At 60.9% G+C, this 17,522-nt stretch carries 16 protein-coding genes; 14 read left to right on the top strand and 2 right to left on the bottom strand.

From position 1 onward, the window contains the following. Positions 1 to 89: 89 nt before the first annotated feature. Genes ACQZ5Y_RS24935 through ACQZ5Y_RS24915 form a run of 5 tightly spaced genes read left to right on the top strand, consistent with a single transcriptional unit; the run spans position 90 to position 5,424 of the window. Positions 90 to 917, top strand: a complete 828-nt coding sequence (locus ACQZ5Y_RS24935; RefSeq protein ID WP_003504739.1) for an ABC transporter permease — start codon at positions 90 to 92, stop codon at positions 915 to 917. Next, positions 914 to 1,693, top strand: coding sequence for an ABC transporter permease (locus ACQZ5Y_RS24930; RefSeq protein WP_003504740.1), 780 nt, complete (start codon positions 914 to 916; stop codon positions 1,691 to 1,693). The genes ACQZ5Y_RS24935 and ACQZ5Y_RS24930 overlap by 4 nt, the downstream gene beginning before the upstream one ends. Then, positions 1,686 to 2,711, top strand: coding sequence for an ABC transporter ATP-binding protein (locus tag ACQZ5Y_RS24925; RefSeq protein WP_174050999.1), 1,026 nt, complete (start codon positions 1,686 to 1,688; stop codon positions 2,709 to 2,711). Before ACQZ5Y_RS24930 ends, ACQZ5Y_RS24925 begins: the two co-directional genes overlap by 8 nt. Positions 2,712 to 2,713: 2 nt before the next feature. Then, on the top strand, positions 2,714 to 3,634 hold the full coding sequence (locus tag ACQZ5Y_RS24920; protein ID WP_174051001.1) for a nucleoside hydrolase: 921 nt from the start codon (positions 2,714 to 2,716) through the stop codon (positions 3,632 to 3,634). Next, positions 3,631 to 5,424, top strand: coding sequence for an adenine deaminase (locus ACQZ5Y_RS24915; RefSeq protein WP_174051003.1), 1,794 nt, complete (start codon positions 3,631 to 3,633; stop codon positions 5,422 to 5,424). The genes ACQZ5Y_RS24920 and ACQZ5Y_RS24915 overlap by 4 nt, the downstream gene beginning before the upstream one ends. A gap of 27 nt (positions 5,425 to 5,451) precedes the next feature. Here the strand turns inward: ACQZ5Y_RS24915 and ACQZ5Y_RS24910 are convergent, their stop codons facing one another. Further along, positions 5,452 to 6,375, bottom strand: coding sequence for a LysR family transcriptional regulator (locus ACQZ5Y_RS24910; RefSeq protein WP_003504744.1), 924 nt, complete (start codon positions 6,373 to 6,375; stop codon positions 5,452 to 5,454). A gap of 92 nt (positions 6,376 to 6,467) precedes the next feature. On the opposite strand from ACQZ5Y_RS24910, the gene ACQZ5Y_RS24905 reads away from it, so the two are divergent. Beyond that, positions 6,468 to 7,715: an MFS transporter gene (locus ACQZ5Y_RS24905; protein ID WP_003518104.1), complete on the top strand. Its 1,248-nt coding sequence runs from the start codon at positions 6,468 to 6,470 to the stop codon at positions 7,713 to 7,715. A 29-nt stretch (positions 7,716 to 7,744) separates the two neighbouring features. Here ACQZ5Y_RS24905 and ACQZ5Y_RS24900 read toward each other — a convergent pair whose 3' ends face one another. Then, complete coding sequence (locus tag ACQZ5Y_RS24900) at positions 7,745 to 8,917, bottom strand: M20 aminoacylase family protein (protein ID WP_065658507.1); 1,173 nt, start codon at positions 8,915 to 8,917, stop codon at positions 7,745 to 7,747. Between the two features lie 208 nt (positions 8,918 to 9,125). Between ACQZ5Y_RS24900 and ACQZ5Y_RS24895 the strand changes: the two genes are divergently transcribed. From ACQZ5Y_RS24895 to ACQZ5Y_RS24860, 8 genes are all read left to right on the top strand, one after another. Beyond that, positions 9,126 to 9,833, top strand: coding sequence for a phosphoribosyltransferase (locus tag ACQZ5Y_RS24895; RefSeq protein ID WP_174051021.1), 708 nt, complete (start codon positions 9,126 to 9,128; stop codon positions 9,831 to 9,833). 205 nt (positions 9,834 to 10,038) lie between these two features. Continuing rightward, entirely contained in the window at positions 10,039 to 11,094 is a 1,056-nt protein-coding gene (locus tag ACQZ5Y_RS24890; protein ID WP_174060243.1) for a dipeptidase, read from the top strand. 50 nt (positions 11,095 to 11,144) lie between these two features. Next, positions 11,145 to 12,785: an ABC transporter substrate-binding protein gene (locus ACQZ5Y_RS24885; protein ID WP_174051007.1), complete on the top strand. Its 1,641-nt coding sequence runs from the start codon at positions 11,145 to 11,147 to the stop codon at positions 12,783 to 12,785. Between the two features lie 18 nt (positions 12,786 to 12,803). Continuing rightward, the gene (locus tag ACQZ5Y_RS24880; RefSeq protein WP_003518099.1) at positions 12,804 to 13,871 is read left to right on the top strand and encodes an ABC transporter permease; all 1,068 of its coding nucleotides are present in this window, start codon (positions 12,804 to 12,806) and stop codon (positions 13,869 to 13,871) included. Beyond that, on the top strand, positions 13,868 to 14,800 hold the full coding sequence (gene nikC, locus ACQZ5Y_RS24875) for a nickel transporter permease (RefSeq protein ID WP_003518097.1): 933 nt from the start codon (positions 13,868 to 13,870) through the stop codon (positions 14,798 to 14,800). The genes ACQZ5Y_RS24880 and nikC overlap by 4 nt, the downstream gene beginning before the upstream one ends. After that, positions 14,797 to 15,633: an ABC transporter ATP-binding protein gene (locus tag ACQZ5Y_RS24870; RefSeq protein WP_003518096.1), complete on the top strand. Its 837-nt coding sequence runs from the start codon at positions 14,797 to 14,799 to the stop codon at positions 15,631 to 15,633. The genes nikC and ACQZ5Y_RS24870 overlap by 4 nt, the downstream gene beginning before the upstream one ends. Continuing rightward, entirely contained in the window at positions 15,630 to 16,379 is a 750-nt protein-coding gene (locus tag ACQZ5Y_RS24865; RefSeq protein WP_174060244.1) for an ABC transporter ATP-binding protein, read from the top strand. The genes ACQZ5Y_RS24870 and ACQZ5Y_RS24865 overlap by 4 nt, the downstream gene beginning before the upstream one ends. Positions 16,380 to 16,446: 67 nt before the next feature. Then, positions 16,447 to 17,349, top strand: coding sequence for a LysR family transcriptional regulator (locus ACQZ5Y_RS24860; RefSeq protein ID WP_174051009.1), 903 nt, complete (start codon positions 16,447 to 16,449; stop codon positions 17,347 to 17,349). The last annotated feature ends 173 nt before the right edge of the window (positions 17,350 to 17,522 follow it).

The raw sequence follows: 17,522 nt of genomic DNA, 5'->3' as shown, positions 1-17,522 counted from the left end.
CCTGACCGCTTTTCCACCTCTCAATTCCGCAAGCTGGCCCTGGCCGCTTGCAGTAACAATCGGCCGCAGGCCGTTCAGGGAATAAAGCGATGTTTCAGAACCGGGCCGAAGCGCTGGCGCTTGCATTGCCCGCCGCTATTTTCGCGGCGGCGGTCTTTCTTGTGCCGGTCTTCATGCTTCTGTCGGAGGGCTTTCACACCACTGACGGCTGGACATTGTCCGCTTACGCCGATTTCTTCTCCGATCCGCTGAACAGGGCGGTTTTCCTGCGCACCCTGAAGCTTGGCGCGCTCGTCACCATCGTATCTGCGGTGGTGGGTTATGCGGCGGCCTTCGCCATCGTCAATCTGTCGCAGGGCGCGAAAGGACATGTCGTCAATCTGGTCGTCTTGCCGCTGATGATCTCGCCGGTTGCCCGAACCTATGCCTGGATCGTCATTCTCGGAAGAACCGGCATCGTCAACCAGGCGCTTCAGGCTGTAGGACTGAGCGATGCGCCGATCCGTATACTGTTTTCCGAAACGGCTGTTTTCATCGGCCTTCTGCAATTGTTCCTGCCATTGATGATCATTTCCCTCATCAGTGCGCTGGAGAATATGCCCAAGGATACGATCGCAGCCGCTCGCGTTCTCGGCGCAAACTGGCTGCAGGTGTTCTGGAAGGTCATCCTGCCGCTCACCAAGGAGGGGCTTGTTGTCGGCGGCACGCTGGTCTTCACCGGTTCGCTCACGGCCTATATCACGCCGGCCATTCTCGGCGGCTCCAAGGTGCTGATGCTGGAAACCCTGCTCTATCAGCAGGTGACGGTCTCCAACAATTTCGTCGCCGCCAGCGTCATCGCCTTCATCCTGATCGTCATGAGCTTTGCCGCCAATATCCTGCTGAAGCGCATCGCCACCGCAAGGAACAAGAAATGACCCGGCAGCTCTTCATTCCGCTCACGCTCCTGCTCGTTGTCGGCTTCCTGATCGGGCCGTTCCTCATCATCGTTGCGGCCTCATTTTCGGCCGGCGACACGCTCGCCTTTCCGCCGCAGGGCTTTTCACTGAAATGGATCGCGAAGGTCTTCACCGTCGAAAGTTTCCGTGAAAGCTTCGCGATGTCGATGTTCCTCGCCATTGGCGGCACATTCACGGCGCTCGTCCTCGGTATTCCCGCTTCCTACGCCATGTCGCGCTACAAGCTGCCCTTTGCGGAAACCGTGCGCACGATCGTTTCGGCGCCGATCATCGTGCCTGGTATCATCGTCGGTCTGGCGCTGCTGCGCTATTTCGTCGTTCCCTTCGGCATCGGCATCACGCTTGCCCTGTTCCTCGCGCACACGGCTCTCATCCTGCCCTATGCGGTACGGGTGGTTTCGGCCAGCCTCAACAATCTGCGTTCGGATATCGAGGAGGCGGCGGTGCTGCTCGGCTCGTCGCGGTTTGGCGCATTTTTCCGTGTGGTGCTGCCCAATATTCGCGGCGGCATCCTGTCGGCCTTCATCCTCGGTTTCGTGACGAGTTTCAATCAGGTGCCCGTGTCGCTGTTCCTGTCGGGTCCGGGCGTGCGCACGCTGCCAATCGATATGCTGGGCTACATGGAAATCGTCTTCGATCCGTCTGTCGCCGCACTCTCATCGCTGCTCGCCTTCCTTTCCATCGGCATCGTCTTCCTGGCCGAACGTTTTCTGGGGTTCTCCCGTTATGTCTGACGCAAATTACCTTTCGCTCCAAAAAGTCTCGCTCGCCTACGGCAACAGCATCGCCGTCAAGGCTCTCGACCTCGATATCCGCAAGGGTGAACTTCTCGCGCTGCTCGGTCCTTCCGGCTGTGGCAAGACCACCACGATGCGCGCCATTGCCGGGCTGATGCCGGTGGCGGGCGGGTGCATCGATCTCGACGGCGCCGATATCACCCGCGTCGCCGCCAACAAGCGCGCCGTCGGGCTGGTGTTTCAGTCCTATGCGCTGTTTCCGCACCTGACGGTTTACGAAAACGTCGCCTTCGGCCTGAAACTCAAGGGCATGAACGGCAAGGCGCTTGATGACAAGGTCGCCTCCGGTCTGAAGTCCGTGGGATTGTCGAACTTCGCATCGCGCAAGCCGGCCGAGCTTTCCGGCGGCCAGCAGCAGCGCGTGGCGCTGGCGCGCTCCATGGTCATGGAGCCGAAGGTGCTGCTGCTCGATGAGCCGCTCTCCAACCTCGATGCGCGCCTCAGGCTTGAAATGCGCACCGAATTGCAGCGCGTGCAGAAGGAAACCGGTGTGACTATGATCTTCGTCACCCATGACCAGATCGAGGCGCTCGCACTGGCCGACCGTATTGTCGTCATGAAGGGCGGAAAGATTGAGCAGATCGGTACACCGGAAGAGATCTATAATGCGCCGGTTTCCGCCTTCGTGGCGGATTTCGTCGGCTTTGAAAACATCTTCGCGCTGGAAGGCGGCGCGTTGAAAACCGAAAACGGCACAACACCGCTTACCGGACCAGTCCCTTCAGCATCTGGACTGGCCTGGCGGCCGCGCATGGTCACCCTTGGTTCAGGTCCTTTCCAGGGAACCGTGCGCGGCACATCCTTTGCCGGAAATACCCGTGAGTACCTGCTGGATACGCTGCTTGGTCCCATCAAGGCGGAGACCGATGCTGCGCTGACCGCCCATACGATCGGTGATACGCTCGCCTTCGACCTTCCGGTCGAAAAGGCGGCAAGCCTCAAGGTGTTTGGCTGATCATGGGTGTGTGGATCGATACCGATATGGGCTTTGACGATATCGCCGCCATCATGGTGGTGCAATCGGCAGGCCTTGCCATAGACGGCATTTCGCTGGTCTTCGGCAATGCGACGCTGGATGTTGTCTGCAGCAACGCCGCAGGCGCGGTCGCCGCCTTCGGCTGGTCCATGCCGCTCCATCAGGGCCGTGCCAAACCCGTCCTTGGCGCGCTCGAAACCGCACAATGCATTCTGGGTGACAGCGGCATTCCGACCGTCGGCCGTAGCCTGCCGGATGCCCCCGCTCTGCCGCAAAGCGACGCTTTCACTGCGCTGTGCGGCTGGCTTGAGGGGGCAGGCGAAAAGCGTATCCTCGCGCTCGGCCCGCTTACCAATATCGCCGCCCTTTGCCTTGCCCGGCCCGATCTTGTTGCCAGAATTTCCGATCTGACCTGGATGGGTGGCGGCGTGACGAGCGGCAACCACACCGCATCTGCCGAATTCAACGCCTTTGCCGATCCGGAAGCGCTGGCCATCGTGCTTTCTCACGGCCTGCCGCTGCGCATGGTCGATCTGGACGCCTGCCGCAAGGTCACCGCCTCGCCAGCCGATGTGCTGCCGATCCGAAATGCTGGCGGCAAAAACGCCGGCCTGATTGCCGACCTGTTGGAAGGTTTCATCGGCATCGCCACGAGACGCGGCAGACCAGCCATGGCGCTTTACGATCCCGTTGCCGCTGTCGGCTTCACCTCCGAGCTGCTTGGCTGGCGCCATACGCGGATCGATGTCGAGCTTCACGCGGCGCTAACGCGCGGGCGAACGGTGGTTGAGCCGCGTGCCGACAAGGTTGCCGCCTTCAACGCGCATTTCGCCGACACCGTGAATGCCGAAGCGGCAAAGGCTGCGGTTCTCGAGGCGTTGCGCCGCGAGGCTGCCCGATGAGTGCACAATCCCCGATACGCGAGCCGGTCGATCTCAACGACGATGCGCTGCGCGCCCGCGCGGTTGCCGCTGCGCGCGGCGATGCGGCTTTCGATGTTCTCATTACCGGCGGAACGCTGGTGGATGTGGTGACGGGGGAGCTTCGCGCCGCTGATATCGGCATTGTCGGTCCGCTAATCGCCAGCGTTCACGAACCGGCAAGCCGCAGCGATGCTGCGCAGCTCGTCGATGCGTCGGGCGCCTTTGTCTCGCCCGGCCTGATCGACACGCATATGCACATCGAAAGCTCGATGATAACGCCCGCTGCCTATGCGGCAGCAGTGGTTGCCCGCGGCGTCACCACTATCGTCTGGGACCCGCATGAATTCGGCAATGTCCATGGTGTCGAAGGGGTGCGCTGGGCGGCGAAATCCATCGAAAACCTGCCGCTGCGCGCCATTCTGCTTGCACCCTCTTCAGTGCCATCAGCACCGGGGCTGGAGCGCGGCGGCGCTGATTTCGATGCCGGAATTCTCGCTGATATCCTGTCATGGCCGCAGATTGGCGGGGTTGCGGAAATCATGAACATGCGCGGCGTCATCGACCGCGATCCGCGGATGAGTGGCATCGTACAGGCCGGTCTTGTCTCGGAAAAGCTCATCTGTGGCCATGCGCGCGGCCTGAAGGACGCCGATCTCAACGCCTTCATGGTGGCAGGCGTTTCTTCCGATCACGAGCTGGTCTCGGCTGAAGACCTGATGGCGAAGCTTCGGGCGGGGTTGACCATCGAGCTGCGCGGCTCGCACGATCATCTGCTGCCGGAATTTGTGGAGGCGCTGAATGCGCTCGGCCACCTGCCGCAGACGCTGACGCTCTGCACTGACGATGTTTTCCCGGACGATCTGTTGCGGGGCGGCGGGCTGGACGATGTGGTGCGCCGCCTTGTCCGTTATGGCCTGAAACCGGAATGGGCGCTGCGCGCCGCAACACTGAATGCTGCGCAAAGGCTTGGCCGTGCCGATCTCGGCCTCATCGCCGCCGGTCGCCGCGCCGATATCGTCGTTTTCGAGGATTTGAGTGGTTTTTCAGCCCGTCATGTCTTGGCCGGTGGCAGGGCGGTTGCGGAAGCCGGGCATATGCTCGTCGACATTCCAGCCTGCGATGCGGCGGCGCTCGAAGGCTCGATGAAGCTGCCGCTGCGCGCAGCCGATGATTTCCGGGTTGCCTGCGAGGGCGCAAGGGTGCGCCTTGCCACCATCGACCGCCCACGCTTCACGCAATGGGGCGAGGCGGAAGCCGAGGTGAAGGATGGTTTCGTCGTTCCCCCCGAAGGCGCCACGATGATTTCCGTCACCCACCGCCACGGCAAGGCCGAGCCAGTTACCAGGACCGGCTTCCTTACCGGCTGGGGACGCTGGAACGGCGCCTTCGCCACCACCGTCTCGCATGACAGCCACAACCTCACTGTCTTCGGCGGTAATGCCGAAGACATGGCGCTGGCCGCCAATGCGGTGATTGCGACAGGCGGCGGCATGGCTGTCGCCTCTGAGGGTAAGGTGACCGCGCTTTTACCCCTGCCGCTCTCAGGCCTCGTTTCCGATGCGCCGCTTGAAGACGTGGCACAGGCTTTAGAGGAATTACGCACCGCTGTCGGCAAGGTGGTGGAATGGCAGCCGCCCTATCTCGTCTTCAAGGCCTGCTTCGGCGCCACGCTCGCCTGCAATATCGGCCCGCACCAGACGGATATGGGCATTGCCGATGTGTTGACGGGACGGGTGATGGAAAGCCCGGTGCTTGCGGTTCTCGAATAGCGGCGGTTCGCATCTGCGGGCTGCGATTTATTCCACCTTGGGCCCGTCAGGCGTCTGTGTTTCACGCGCGGCAATGCGCGCTGCCATCACGAAATTCTTCACCACGGGCGATGTCGTTCCGCGCCGATAGGCGAGCGATATGGAAAGCTGTGGCGGCGGACCGCTGGAGGGCAGCAGGACGATGTTGTGCATTTTGACTTGTGCGACGGATTCCGGAACGAGGGAAACCCCGAGTTCGGCCGCGACCAGCGACAATATCGAGACGATTTGCGGTGCAGCCGGCCCGAGACGCGGCGTGAATCCAGCCTCCTCGCAGGCTTTTATCGATGCATCGTGAAGGCTGGTGCCGATGCTGCGTGGCGTCAGAATGAAAGGGTCGTCGCGCAGTTCCATCAGGTCTATGGCGGTTCCGCGCCGCGCGAGTGGATGGGATGCCGGCAGGGCGACCAGAAGCGGTTCGTCAGTGAGCACTTCCTCGAGCAACGTATCAGGGTCGGATTGTGAGGGGCGCAGCAGCGCCACGTCCAGCCGATCTTCAAGTAGGGCCGGCGTCAGTGCGAGAGCAGCTGCCTCCATCACCTGAAGTTCTACGTCAGGGTATTTGCGTCTGTAAGTGCGGATGCACGCCGGAACCAGAGGGTTGAGCGCCGCCGTGCCGGTAACGCCTATTCTCAGGATACCGGTTTCACCGGCCGCCGCCCTGCGTGCAAGCCGGATACCTTCGCTCACCTGATGCGGAATATGGGTCACCGCGATGCGAAACGCATGACCCGCCGGCGTTAGTTCCGCGCCATGCGCGAGACGCCGGAATAGCCGCACGCCGATTTCCTGTTCCAGAACCTTTATCTGCTGGCTGAGCGGCGGCTGCGCGATTCCCAGATGTTCTGCCGCCCGCGTGAAGCTGCCTTCATTGGCGATGGCCAGAAAATAGCGGATGTGCCTGAGTTCCATGATATTAGATCCAGATATGACAGGAACGCCTTCCATATATTAGAATGAAAGACGGAGCTGCGCTATAGCTGGGAGCGAAAAGGACAAACCCGATGCGCCAGCTCAAAAAACAGGATTTCACCCCGCCGATCGTCATGACGGAGGAGCCGCCGGATGTGCTCTGGATCCGGCAGGGAAGCCGCCAGTTTCGCCGGGCGAGTTGGGCGCTCTTTCTGGCCGGCTTCGCCAGCTTTTCGCTGATTTATTGCGTGCAGCCGCTGCTGCCGGAATTTCCGGCGGAATTCGGCATAAACCCCGCAACCGCATCGCTCGCCCTGTCGCTGACGACGGGAACGCTGGCCTTCGCCATTCTTCTCAGCGGTGCTTTTGCCCAGCTCTTCACCCGCCGAAATCTGATGTTCGTTTCGATGATGCTGGCCGCTATCGCCAATATCATTGCAGCAAGCACGGAAGGTTGGGCATGGCTGCTTGCCGCCCGCGCGCTGGAAGGGTTCGTGCTCGGCGGCGTTCCCGCCGTCGCCATGGCTTATCTTGCCGAGGAGATCGAACCTTCCAGTCTCGGCAAGGCGATGGGGCTTTATGTCGGCGGCACGGCCTTCGGCTCCATGGCCGGGCGTGTCGGCATGGGGCTGGTGTCCGCCTATACGTCCTGGCAGGTCGCAATGTATGCGCTGGGGGCGGTCTGCATCCTTGCGGCCATCGGCTTCCTGCTGCTTCTTCCGCCCTCGCGGAATTTCCGGCCGCAGCACATGCCGCTGAAAAATCATCTGAGAATATGGGCGCAACATCTTGGAAATCCTGAACTTCGGCGGTTCTATTTCCTTGGCGCGATGCTGACGAGCGTGTTCACCACCGTTTTCAACTATTGCGCCTTTCGCCTCGTCGCGCCGCCTTACGAATTGGGCCGCACCGCCGTCAGCATGATCTTCCTGACCTTTGCCCTGGGTATCGTCGCTTCCTCCTATGGCGGTGCTCTGGTCGACCGGTTCAGCCGGCGGATCATGCTGGTGGTTGCCTTTTCCACCATCCTTGCCGGTATCCTGCTGACCTTCGCCTCAAGCATCATCCTCATCGTGGCGGGGATTGCGGCGATAACCGTCGGATTTTTCATTGGGCATTCGGCTGCCAGCAGTGGTGTGGGTGCCAATGCGGGAGGCGCCAAAAGCCATGCTTCCGCGCTTTATCTGCTGTTTTATTATTGCGGAGCGAGCATCACCGGCTGGATCGGTGGCTGGTTCTGGATCCATGCCGGCTGGCCCGGCATCATGGCCATCACCGCCGGCTGCGCGCTTGCCGGAATTTTCGCCAGCCTTGCCGGTCCGAGCGCGCGGCGCGTCTGAGCGGCCATCGCCGATGCATCCGGCCGTTTTTACTCCGCCGCCAGTTCCTGCTCCACCAGCGTCGCCCAGAAAGCGACGCCGGGAACGATTGCCGCGTCGTTGAAGTCGTAGGAGGTGTTGTGGTGCAGCGCGCCGTCCACCGCGGGGCCATTGCCGAGCCAGACGTAGCAGCCGGGGGCCTCGCCCGCGAAAAAGGCGAAGTCGTCGCCGGCGGTCGAGGGCGGGAAGGCGGTGCGGGATTTGTTGCCGAAGACGGTCTTGGCGGCTCGCAGCGCCCGTTTCGTCGCATCGGCATCGTTGATGACGGGCGGAATGCGGCGGATGAATTCATAGCTTGCTTCAATGCCGAACATCGCCGCCGTACCCTTCGCGAGCCTGCCGATTTCCGTTTCAAGCTGGCTGCGCACCTCAGGCGCGTAGGCGCGTGCGGTGCCGCCGATTTCGACGAGATCGGGAATGACGTTGAGCGCCTTGGGGTCACCCGCCTGCACCGAGCAGGCGCTGACGACGGCAGGTTGCAGCGGATCGACGACGCGGCCGACGATGGTTTGCAGCGAAGCGAGGAAGGTGCCCGCTGCCGTCACCGGGTCGCGGCCGAGATGAGGCTTGGCGCCGTGGGTGCCGATGCCCCTGAAGGTGACGCGCCAGCTATCGGAAGAGGCAAGCTGCGGTCCTTCCACCACGGCCATTTCGTCAATGCCAAGCCCCGGCATGTTGTGCAGGCCATAAACTGCATCGCAGGGAAACAGGTCGAAAAGCCCGTCCTCAACCATTTTTTTGGCGCCGCCACGGCCTTCTTCGGCCGGCTGGAAGATGAAATGGACGGTGCCGGAAAAATCGCGGGTACTGGCGAGATAACGCGCAGCGCCCAGCAGCATGGCGGTGTGGCCGTCATGGCCGCAGGCATGCATCTTGCCGGGGAACTTCGATTTATAGGGCCGGTCGGGAATTTCCGGCATGGCCAGCGCATCCATGTCGGCGCGAAGACCGATACTGCGGGTGCCGTTGCCCACCTGCAGCGTGCCGACCACGCCGGTGCCGCCCAAGCCGCGATGCACCTTCACTCCCGCCCTTTCGAGAAGATCGGCGACGATGGCGCTGGTTCTCTCCTCTTCAAAGCCCAGTTCCGGATGGGCGTGGAGGTCGTGGCGAAGCTCCGTCAGGAATGGCAGGTCCTCGCCGATGCGGTCCAGCAGTCTCATGGGTAGCTTGTCCTTGAATATGGGAAAAACCCACGCCATAGGTGGGCTTGTCCGAATGCCTGTTGCTTTGTTTCCTTCTAGCTGAAAAACCCAATGAAATGAACCCGCCGCATGCCTGCGGTTGTCGAAATGCCTGATATGCCGAACGGGGATGGCGCGGATGAAAATCACTTCCGCTTTTGCTGTCCCGCTTCTGAAAGGAAAACCGATGCCGCAATCCGCATCGCCCGCCGCATCATCCCCCGCCGCGCCGCATGAGTTCTGGCAGGATGTTCTACCGCCCCGTTCATTCGATACTACAGGCCCGCATTCGGCTTTCTTTCCGGCGGAGCTGGATGACGGGCGGCAGATCTGCCTGCCGATCCGGCCCTTGGCGGATGGCGAACATGCGCTCGCCTCGCTCATCGTCAATCAGGCCTCTTTTGACGTGCTGGAAGTGCTGGCCGCCGACCTGGCGGAAAAGCTTCGCCCCCTCAAGCCAGATGTCGTGATCGGCCTGCCGACTCTGGGGCTGACGCTTGCCGCAGCCGTTGCCCGTCACCTCGGCCATTCACGATATGTGCCGCTCGGCACTTCGCGCAAATTCTGGTATCTGGAGGAATTGTCGGTGCCGATGTCCTCCATCACCACCAAACAGGAAAAACGGCTTTACATCGATCCGCGCATGTTGCCACTCATCGAGGGCAGGCGGGTGGTGCTGGTGGACGATGTCATCTCCAGCGGCAGTTCCATCATTTCAGGTCTTTCGCTTCTCGCCTCATCCGGCATCAAGCCGGTGGCAATCGGCGCTGCCATGCTGCAATCGGATCGCTGGATGCAAAAAATCGCTGCTTTCGGGCCGGAATGGCCGGAGCGGGTGAGGGGTGTTTTCGCGACGCCGCTGCTGAAAAAAGCCGAAGGCGGCTGGCAGGCTTGACGTTGCGCAATTCCCGGCAAAAGGCAAGTGGTGATAATTTCATCGTTGCCTAATTTGCGTCTTGCGGAGCCGTGAGAGATCGTCCTAAGATCGTTTCTGACAGACTATAGCAGTCGGCGAAAAATGCGCCGGTTTGCTCTCGCGCGGTGTTATTCCGGCGTCTGCCCGCCCCCTTTGGTTTTGCCGCTTACTGGAATTTCTTGACATGCATGCAGTGTTCGACGGTCATAATGATGTGCTGCTTCGGTTGTGGCGCAACAGCAAGGCCGGTGGCGATCCGGTGGCTGAATTCAAGAACGGCACGCGCGAAGGCCATATCGATGGTCCGCGTGCACGTACAGGCGGTCTCGGCGGCGGCATCTGCGCCATCTACATTCCCTCCGGCGATCTGGTCCTGCAGGAGCCGGACGCGCAGGGTCATTACGATACACCGCTTGCGGCGCCGCTCGAACGCCAGCCCTCGCTCGATATTGCGATGGAAAAGGCTGCGATCGCGCTCAGGCTTGACCGTGCCGGCGCCTGGCGCCTTTGCCGCTCGACGGCCGATATCCGCAAGGCCTTTGCCGAGGATATTTTCGCGGCCGTGCTGCACATGGAAGGCTGTGAGGCGATCGGTGCCGATCTCGATGCGCTTGAGGTTTTTTATGCCGCCGGCCTGCGCTCGCTCGGTCCGGTCTGGAGCCGGCACAATATTTTCGGTCACGGCGTTCCCTTCTCCTATCCAATGTCGCCCGATACCGCGCCCGGCCTCACCGATGCCGGTTTTGCGCTGGTCAGGGAGTGCAACCGGCTCGGCATTCTCATCGATCTCGCCCACATCACCGAAAAGGGCTTCTGGGATGTGGCGAAGACCACGAACCAGCCTTTAATCGCCAGCCATTCCAACGCACATGCGCTCACCCCCGTCGCCCGCAATCTTACTGACCGGCAGATGGATGCCATCAAGGAGAGCGGCGGTCTGGTGGGCCTCAACTACGCGGTCACCATGTTGCGGGCGGATGCGCGCGACATTGCCGACACGCCGCTTTCCGACATGGTGCGCCACATCGACTACATGGTGGAGCGTATGGGCGTCGATTGCGTGGCGCTCGGATCGGATTTCGACGGTGCGACGGTACCCGTTGGCGTTGCCGATGCCAGCGGCAACCACAATCTGGTTGCGGCGCTGAAATCGGCGGGCTACGGTGATGGAGAACTTGCTAAAATATGCCGGGAAAACTGGCTGCGCGTCCTATCCCAGGCCTGGCACGAGCCGGCCTGAAGGCAAATAAAAGCGAACTAAATCAATCTCATAACAAAAGGGGAGATCCTATGATCAAATCGCTCAACAAGTCCATGCGTATCCTCAGCACCAGCGCTGCTCTGTCGCTGATGATGCTGTCTGCGCCGCACGCTTTTGCCGCCACGCCGGCCGATACGCTGGTTGAAGGTTTCGCCATCGACGACATCATCACGCTCGATCCGGGTGAGGCATTCGAGCTTTCGGCAGCTGAAGTTACCGGCAACACCTACAGCAAGCTGGTTTCCATCGATCTCAACGACACGTCCAAGGTGATCGGCGATCTGGCCGAGAGCTGGACGACCTCTGAAGACGGTCTCACCTATACCTTCAAGCTGAAGACCGGCCTGAAATTCGCCTCCGGCAATCTGGTGACGGCAGATGATGTTGCCTTTTCCTTTGAACGTGCCATCAAGCTCGACAAGTCGCCAGCATTCCTTCTGACGCAGTTCGGTCTCAAGGGCGACAACGTCACTGAGAAGGCGAAAGCGACGGATGCCAACACCTTCGTGCTGACGGTCGACAAGCCCTACGCACCAAGCTTCGTGCTGAACGTTCTGACCGCGACCGTTGCCGCAGTTGTCGACAAGAAGCTGGTGACCGAAAAGGCCAAGCCCGTCACGCCGAGCGCCGATTACAAATACGACACCGATTTCGGCAATGCGTTCCTGAAAACAGGTTATGCCGGTTCCGGCCCCTACAAGATCCTTGGCTGGAAGGCCAACGAAGCCGTCATTCTGGAGGCCAACCCCAACTATTACGGTGAGAAGCCGAAGTTGAAGCGCGTGGTCTATCGTCACATGAAGGAAAGCTCCGGCCAGCGCCTGGCGCTTGAAAACGGTGATATCGACGTTGCCCGCAACCTCGAGCCGGGTGATATGGAAGCCGTTTCCAAGAAGGAAGGCCTTGCCGTCACCTCCGCGCCCAAGGGCACCGTTTATTACTTCAGCCTCAACCAGAAGAACGAGAACCTGAAGAAGCCTGAGGTCGTCGAGGCCTTTAAATATCTTGTCGACTACGACGCGATCGGCGCGACGATCATCAAGGGCATCGGCGAAATCCATCAGACCTTCCTGCCAAAGGGCCAGCTTGGCGCGCTTGACGAGAACCCATACAAGCTCGACGTCGCCAAGGCCAAGGAACTGCTGGCGAAGGCCGGCCTGAAGGACGGCTTCACCGTGACCATGGATGTGCGTAACACGCAGCCGGTAACCGGAATTGCCGAAAGCGTACAGCAGACGCTGGCGCAGGCTGGCATCAAGCTGGAAATCATTCCCGGCGACGGCAAGCAGACGCTGACCAAGTACCGCGCCCGCACGCACGATATCTACATCGGCCAGTGGGGTTCGGACTATTTCGACCCGAACTCGAATGCCGAGACCTTCACGATCAACTACGACAACTCCGAAGAAGGCAAGAACAAGACGCTTGCCTGGCGTAACGCCTGGGACGTTCCGGAGTTGACGAAGGAAACGCAGTCGGCACTTCTGGAAAAGGATAATGCCAAACGCGCCGCCATCTATCAGAACCTCCAGAAGGAAGTTCTCGAAAAAGGCCCGTTCGTCATCATCTTCCAGCAGACGGAAGTGGCGGGATACTCCGCGAAGCTCAAGGGCCTGAAGCTCGGACCGAGCTTCGACACCAACTATGTCTATACGATCTCCAAGGAATGATCCGGAAGGATCGGTCTCTTGAGCATCGTTGAAGCAAACAGCCGGGCGAGGCAGGGCAAACGCCGTGCCAACGCCCGCGCGAAGGCCATTCTCGGCTTCGCCGTCACCGTCATCACCACCTTTCTGGGGCTGATGGCGGTCACATTTTTCATTGGCCGCGTTGTGCCGATCGATCCCGCACTGGCGATCGTCGGCGACCGCGCTCCTGCGCATGTGGTCGAGCGCGTGCGTGAGCAGCTCGGCCTCAACCTGCCGCTCTGGCAGCAGTTCTTCATCTATCTGAAGCAGGCGCTGTCGGGTGATTTCGGCATCTCAGTCCTCACCACCAACCCGGTGATGGAGGATATCAAGCGGGTTTTCCCGGCGACCATAGAGCTTGCCACGCTCGGCACCATCATCGGCGCCGTTTTTGGCATTCCGCTCGGCGTGCTTGCCGCGGTCAAGCGCGGTAGCTTTGCCGACCAGGTCGTGCGCGTCATTGGCCTTATCGGCTATTCCGTGCCGATTTTCTGGCTTGGCCTCCTGGCGCTGCTGGTGTTTTACGCCCGGTTGCAATGGGTCGCCTATCCCGGCCGGATGGATATCGTCTACGAATTCACCTTTACGCCGGTCACGGGTTTCTTCCTGATCGACGCGATCTGGCAACGGCAATGGGACGTATTGTGGGATCTGTTCCGCCACATCATCTTGCCCGCCTCTCTGCTCGGCTATTTTTCGCTGGCCTATATCAGCCGCATGACGCGTTCGTTCATGCTGAATGAGCTCGCCCAGGAATATATCGTTGCGGCGCGCGCCAAGGGGCTTTCTGAAACGCGCATCATCTGGTTTCACGCTCTGCGCAACGCCGCCGTGCCGCTGGTGACCGTGATTGCGCTATCTTACGCCGGTCTGCTGGAAGGTTCGGTGCTGACCGAAACCATCTTCGCGTGGCCGGGGCTCGGCCTCTACATCACCAATTCCCTGCAGAATGCGGATATGAATGCCGTTCTTGGCGGCACGATCGTGATCGGCGCCATCTTCGTCGGCATCAATCTCTTCTCCGATCTGCTTTACCGGACGCTCGACCCAAGGACGCGCAGCCGATGACGATTTCGACCGATACACTCAAACCCTACAGCCGCGAATGGCTGCTCTCCGACCGTCCTGCCTCGCGCAGGCAGGCACGGCTTGGCCGTGCCTATGTCATCTGGCGGCGCTTTTCGGAAAACCGGCTGGCGCTGCTTGGCCTCGGCATTATCATTGCGCTGCTGCTTGTCGCACTGTTTGCCAATGTGCTTGCACCACACGATCCGGTGCAGGGCGATCTGCGCAATGCTCGGCTTCTGCCTCCGGGGACAGAAGGTTACCTGCTCGGCACTGACGATCAGGGGCGTGATATTCTCTCGCGCCTCATCCACGGTTCGCGGCTGACCCTGTTCGTCGTGCTTCTGGTGGCCATCATCGCCGCACCCATCGGACTCATCGTCGGCACCGTCTCGGGTTATGCCGGCGGCTGGGTGGATGCCGTTCTGATGCGCATCACCGATATTTTTCTGGCCTTTCCGAAGCTGGTTCTGGCGCTTGCGCTGGTGGCCGCACTTGGACCGGGCATTGAAAACGCGGTGCTCGCCATCGCGGTCACCTCATGGCCGCCCTATGCGCGCATCGCGCGCGCCGAAACCATGACCTTCCGCAATTCCGATTTCATCGCGGCGGTCAAGCTCATGGGCGCGTCGCCGTTTCGCATCGTCCTGAAACACGTCATGCCGCTTTGCATGTCGTCGCTCATCGTGCGTGTCACGCTCGATATGGCGGGCATCATCCTCACAGCAGCCGGCCTCGGCTTCCTTGGCCTCGGTGCACAGCCGCCGCTGCCGGAATGGGGCGCGATGATTGCTTCCGGACGCCGTTTCATTCTCGACCAATGGTGGGTTGCCGCCATGCCGGGCATTGCGATCCTGATCGTCAGCCTCGGTTTCAACCTTCTGGGCGATGGCCTGCGCGATGCGCTGGACCCCAAGGAGGCGAACCAATGAGCGCGCCGCTTCTGACCGTCGAGAATCTACGCGTTTCCTTCCCCACCCGCACCGGGCTGGTGGAGGCGGTGCGTGGCGTCTCGTTCACGCTGGGACGCGAACGCCTAGGCATCGTCGGCGAGTCCGGCTCCGGCAAATCGCAGACCGGCCGCGCCATCATGGGGCTGACCCCGAAAAGCGCTCGCATCGAGGCCGATGTGTTGCGCTTCGGCGATGTCGATCTTCTCGGTGCTTCGGCAAAGGAGCGGCGGCTCATGCGCGGCAAGCGCCTGGCCATGATCCTGCAGGATCCGAAATATTCGTTGAACCCGGTCATGCCCATCGGCCGCCAGATCATGGAAACGCTGCGTACCCATGAAAGCATCGGTTCCGGCGAGGCGCGCCAACGCACGCTCGCCATGCTGGAGGCCGTGCAGATCCGCGATCCCGAGCGCGTGTTCGATCTTTACCCGCACGAGGTTTCCGGCGGAATGGGCCAACGCGTCATGATTGCCATGATGCTGGTCTGCGGCCCGGAACTTCTGATCGCCGATGAGCCGACTTCCGCGCTCGACGTGACGGTGCAGCTCGAAGTGCTCGATATTCTCGACAAGCTGGTTCGCGACCGCGGCATGGGGCTGATTTTCGTCAGCCACGATCTGCGGCTGGTGTCATCTTTCTGCGACCGCGTTCTGGTCATGTATGCGGGCAAGGTCGTTGAGGAGCTGTCTTCTGCCAATCTTAAAGAGGCGAAGCATCCCTATACGCAGGGTCTTTTGAACTGCCTGCCGGAAATTGGCGGCCACCGGCATCCGCTGCCGGTTCTGGAACGCAAGGCGGAGTGGCGCGCATGAGCACGGTTCTTTCTATCAAAAACATGGTGGTCGATTTCGACGGATATATCGCGCTCGACAGTGTCAGCATCGATGTGGCCGAGGGTGAGTCCTTCGGTATCGTCGGCGAGTCCGGTTCCGGCAAGTCGACGCTGCTTCGGGCAATTGCCGGCCTCAACCATTTCGATGAAGGCTCGTTGATGGTGGCTGGTCGCTCCTATTCGAGCAAGCACCGCGACAAGAGCTTTTATAGCGATGTGCAGATGGTGTTTCAGGACCCTTACGGTTCCCTGCACCCCCGCCAGACAGTGGATGCGCTGCTGCTGGAACCACTCGTCATCCATGGTCTCGACAATCGCGAGCATCGAATCGCGCGCGCGCTTGATGAGGTGGGTCTCGGCACCGGTTTCCGCTTCCGCTATTCGCACCAGCTTTCGGGCGGTCAGCGGCAGCGTATCGCCATTGCCCGCGCGCTGATCGTCGAGCCGAAGATACTGCTACTGGATGAGCCGACCTCGGCGCTCGACGCGTCCATCCAGGCGGAAATCCTCAATCTGCTGGAACAGGCCCGCAAGGACCGCAACCTCACCTTCGTTATGGTCAGCCACGATCTCGGCGTCATCAGCCACATGTGCGATCGCCTTGCGGTGATGAAAAGCGGCAAGGTGGTGGAAATGCTGGAGGCGGAAGCGCTGGAAAGCCGCGAGTTTACTGCGGATTATACCAGGCAGCTGCTGGTGGCGAGCGAGGGCTTCAAGCGCGCTTGAGCTGCCGCTATAGTCGGGTCAAGCCCGGCATGACGGACAGTGTCGGCCAAAACAGGGTATCCCGACCATGCAATTGCGCGCATTGATGTATTTCGACGAACTTGTCCGCACCAATTCCATGCGCGCCGCTGCCGAAAATCTGAATATCGCGCCGACGGCAGTCAGCCGCCAGATCGAGAACCTCGAATATTATTTTGGCTCGCCTTTGGTGGAGCGTTCCAGCCGGGGCGTGAAGCTGACGGCGGCGGGGGAATTGCTGGCTGCCCGCGCCGGCAAGACGCTGCGCGAACTCGACCATGTGCACCAGCTGATCGATGACCTGAAGGGGCTTCAGCGCGGCCGGGTCACCGTTTATGCCAATGGCGCGACGGTGGCGAACCTTCTGGCGCCGGTGCTGGCGCAGTTCAGCCTCAAATATCCGCAGTTGCGCTTCGAGGTGCACATCACCAGCGCGCGCCAGGCGATGGAAGCACTGGGTGCAGCCGAAGCGGATCTGGTCGTCAGCCTTTTTGCGCCCAAGGTCTCCGGCGTGAAAGTGCGCTCGCGCACCCGTATCAGTTACGATGCTATTTTTCCGACCGGCCATGCGCTTGCCGCGCAGGCGGAAGTCTCGTTGAAGGAACTGGCCGGCCTGCCGCTTGCCCTGCCGGACAAGAGTTTCGCGGCGCGTCAGGCCTTCGATACACTGTTTGCCGATGCCGGTATCGAGCTTGATCCCGTCTTTATCACCAGTTCGCTGGAAATGCTGAAGGAACTGGTTCTGGGCCATGCCGCGGCCACGCTGTTGCCGGCCTTGTCGGTGGCGCGTGAAATCCGCAGCGGCCAGATGGTTGCTGTTCCGCTTTCCGGCAAGAAGGGCATCCACACCCAGATCGATCTCTGCGTGGCGCCCGACCGTCAACTATCCTTCGCCGCCTCTAAGCTTGCCGATTTCATCGAGCGTTTCATGCGCGAGGCGACAGCGGGGTAGGGGAATTCGCCAGCCTGGAGAATTGTCCATCCCGGTTGATTTCCATCCGTATTTCCGTGTAGCCATTTCAGCTACACGGAGCACACAAAAATCACGATTGTGTGTGCGCCTGCAACATGACACTCTTTTTGCAACGGGTGGTCTTCGAAAGGCAAAAATGCCTCGGCCGCCAG

The organism is Agrobacterium sp. A3-95 (assembly GCF_053521785.1).
The sequence above is the reverse complement of the archived record's forward strand: the minus strand, read 5'-3'. Positions and strand labels throughout refer to the sequence as shown.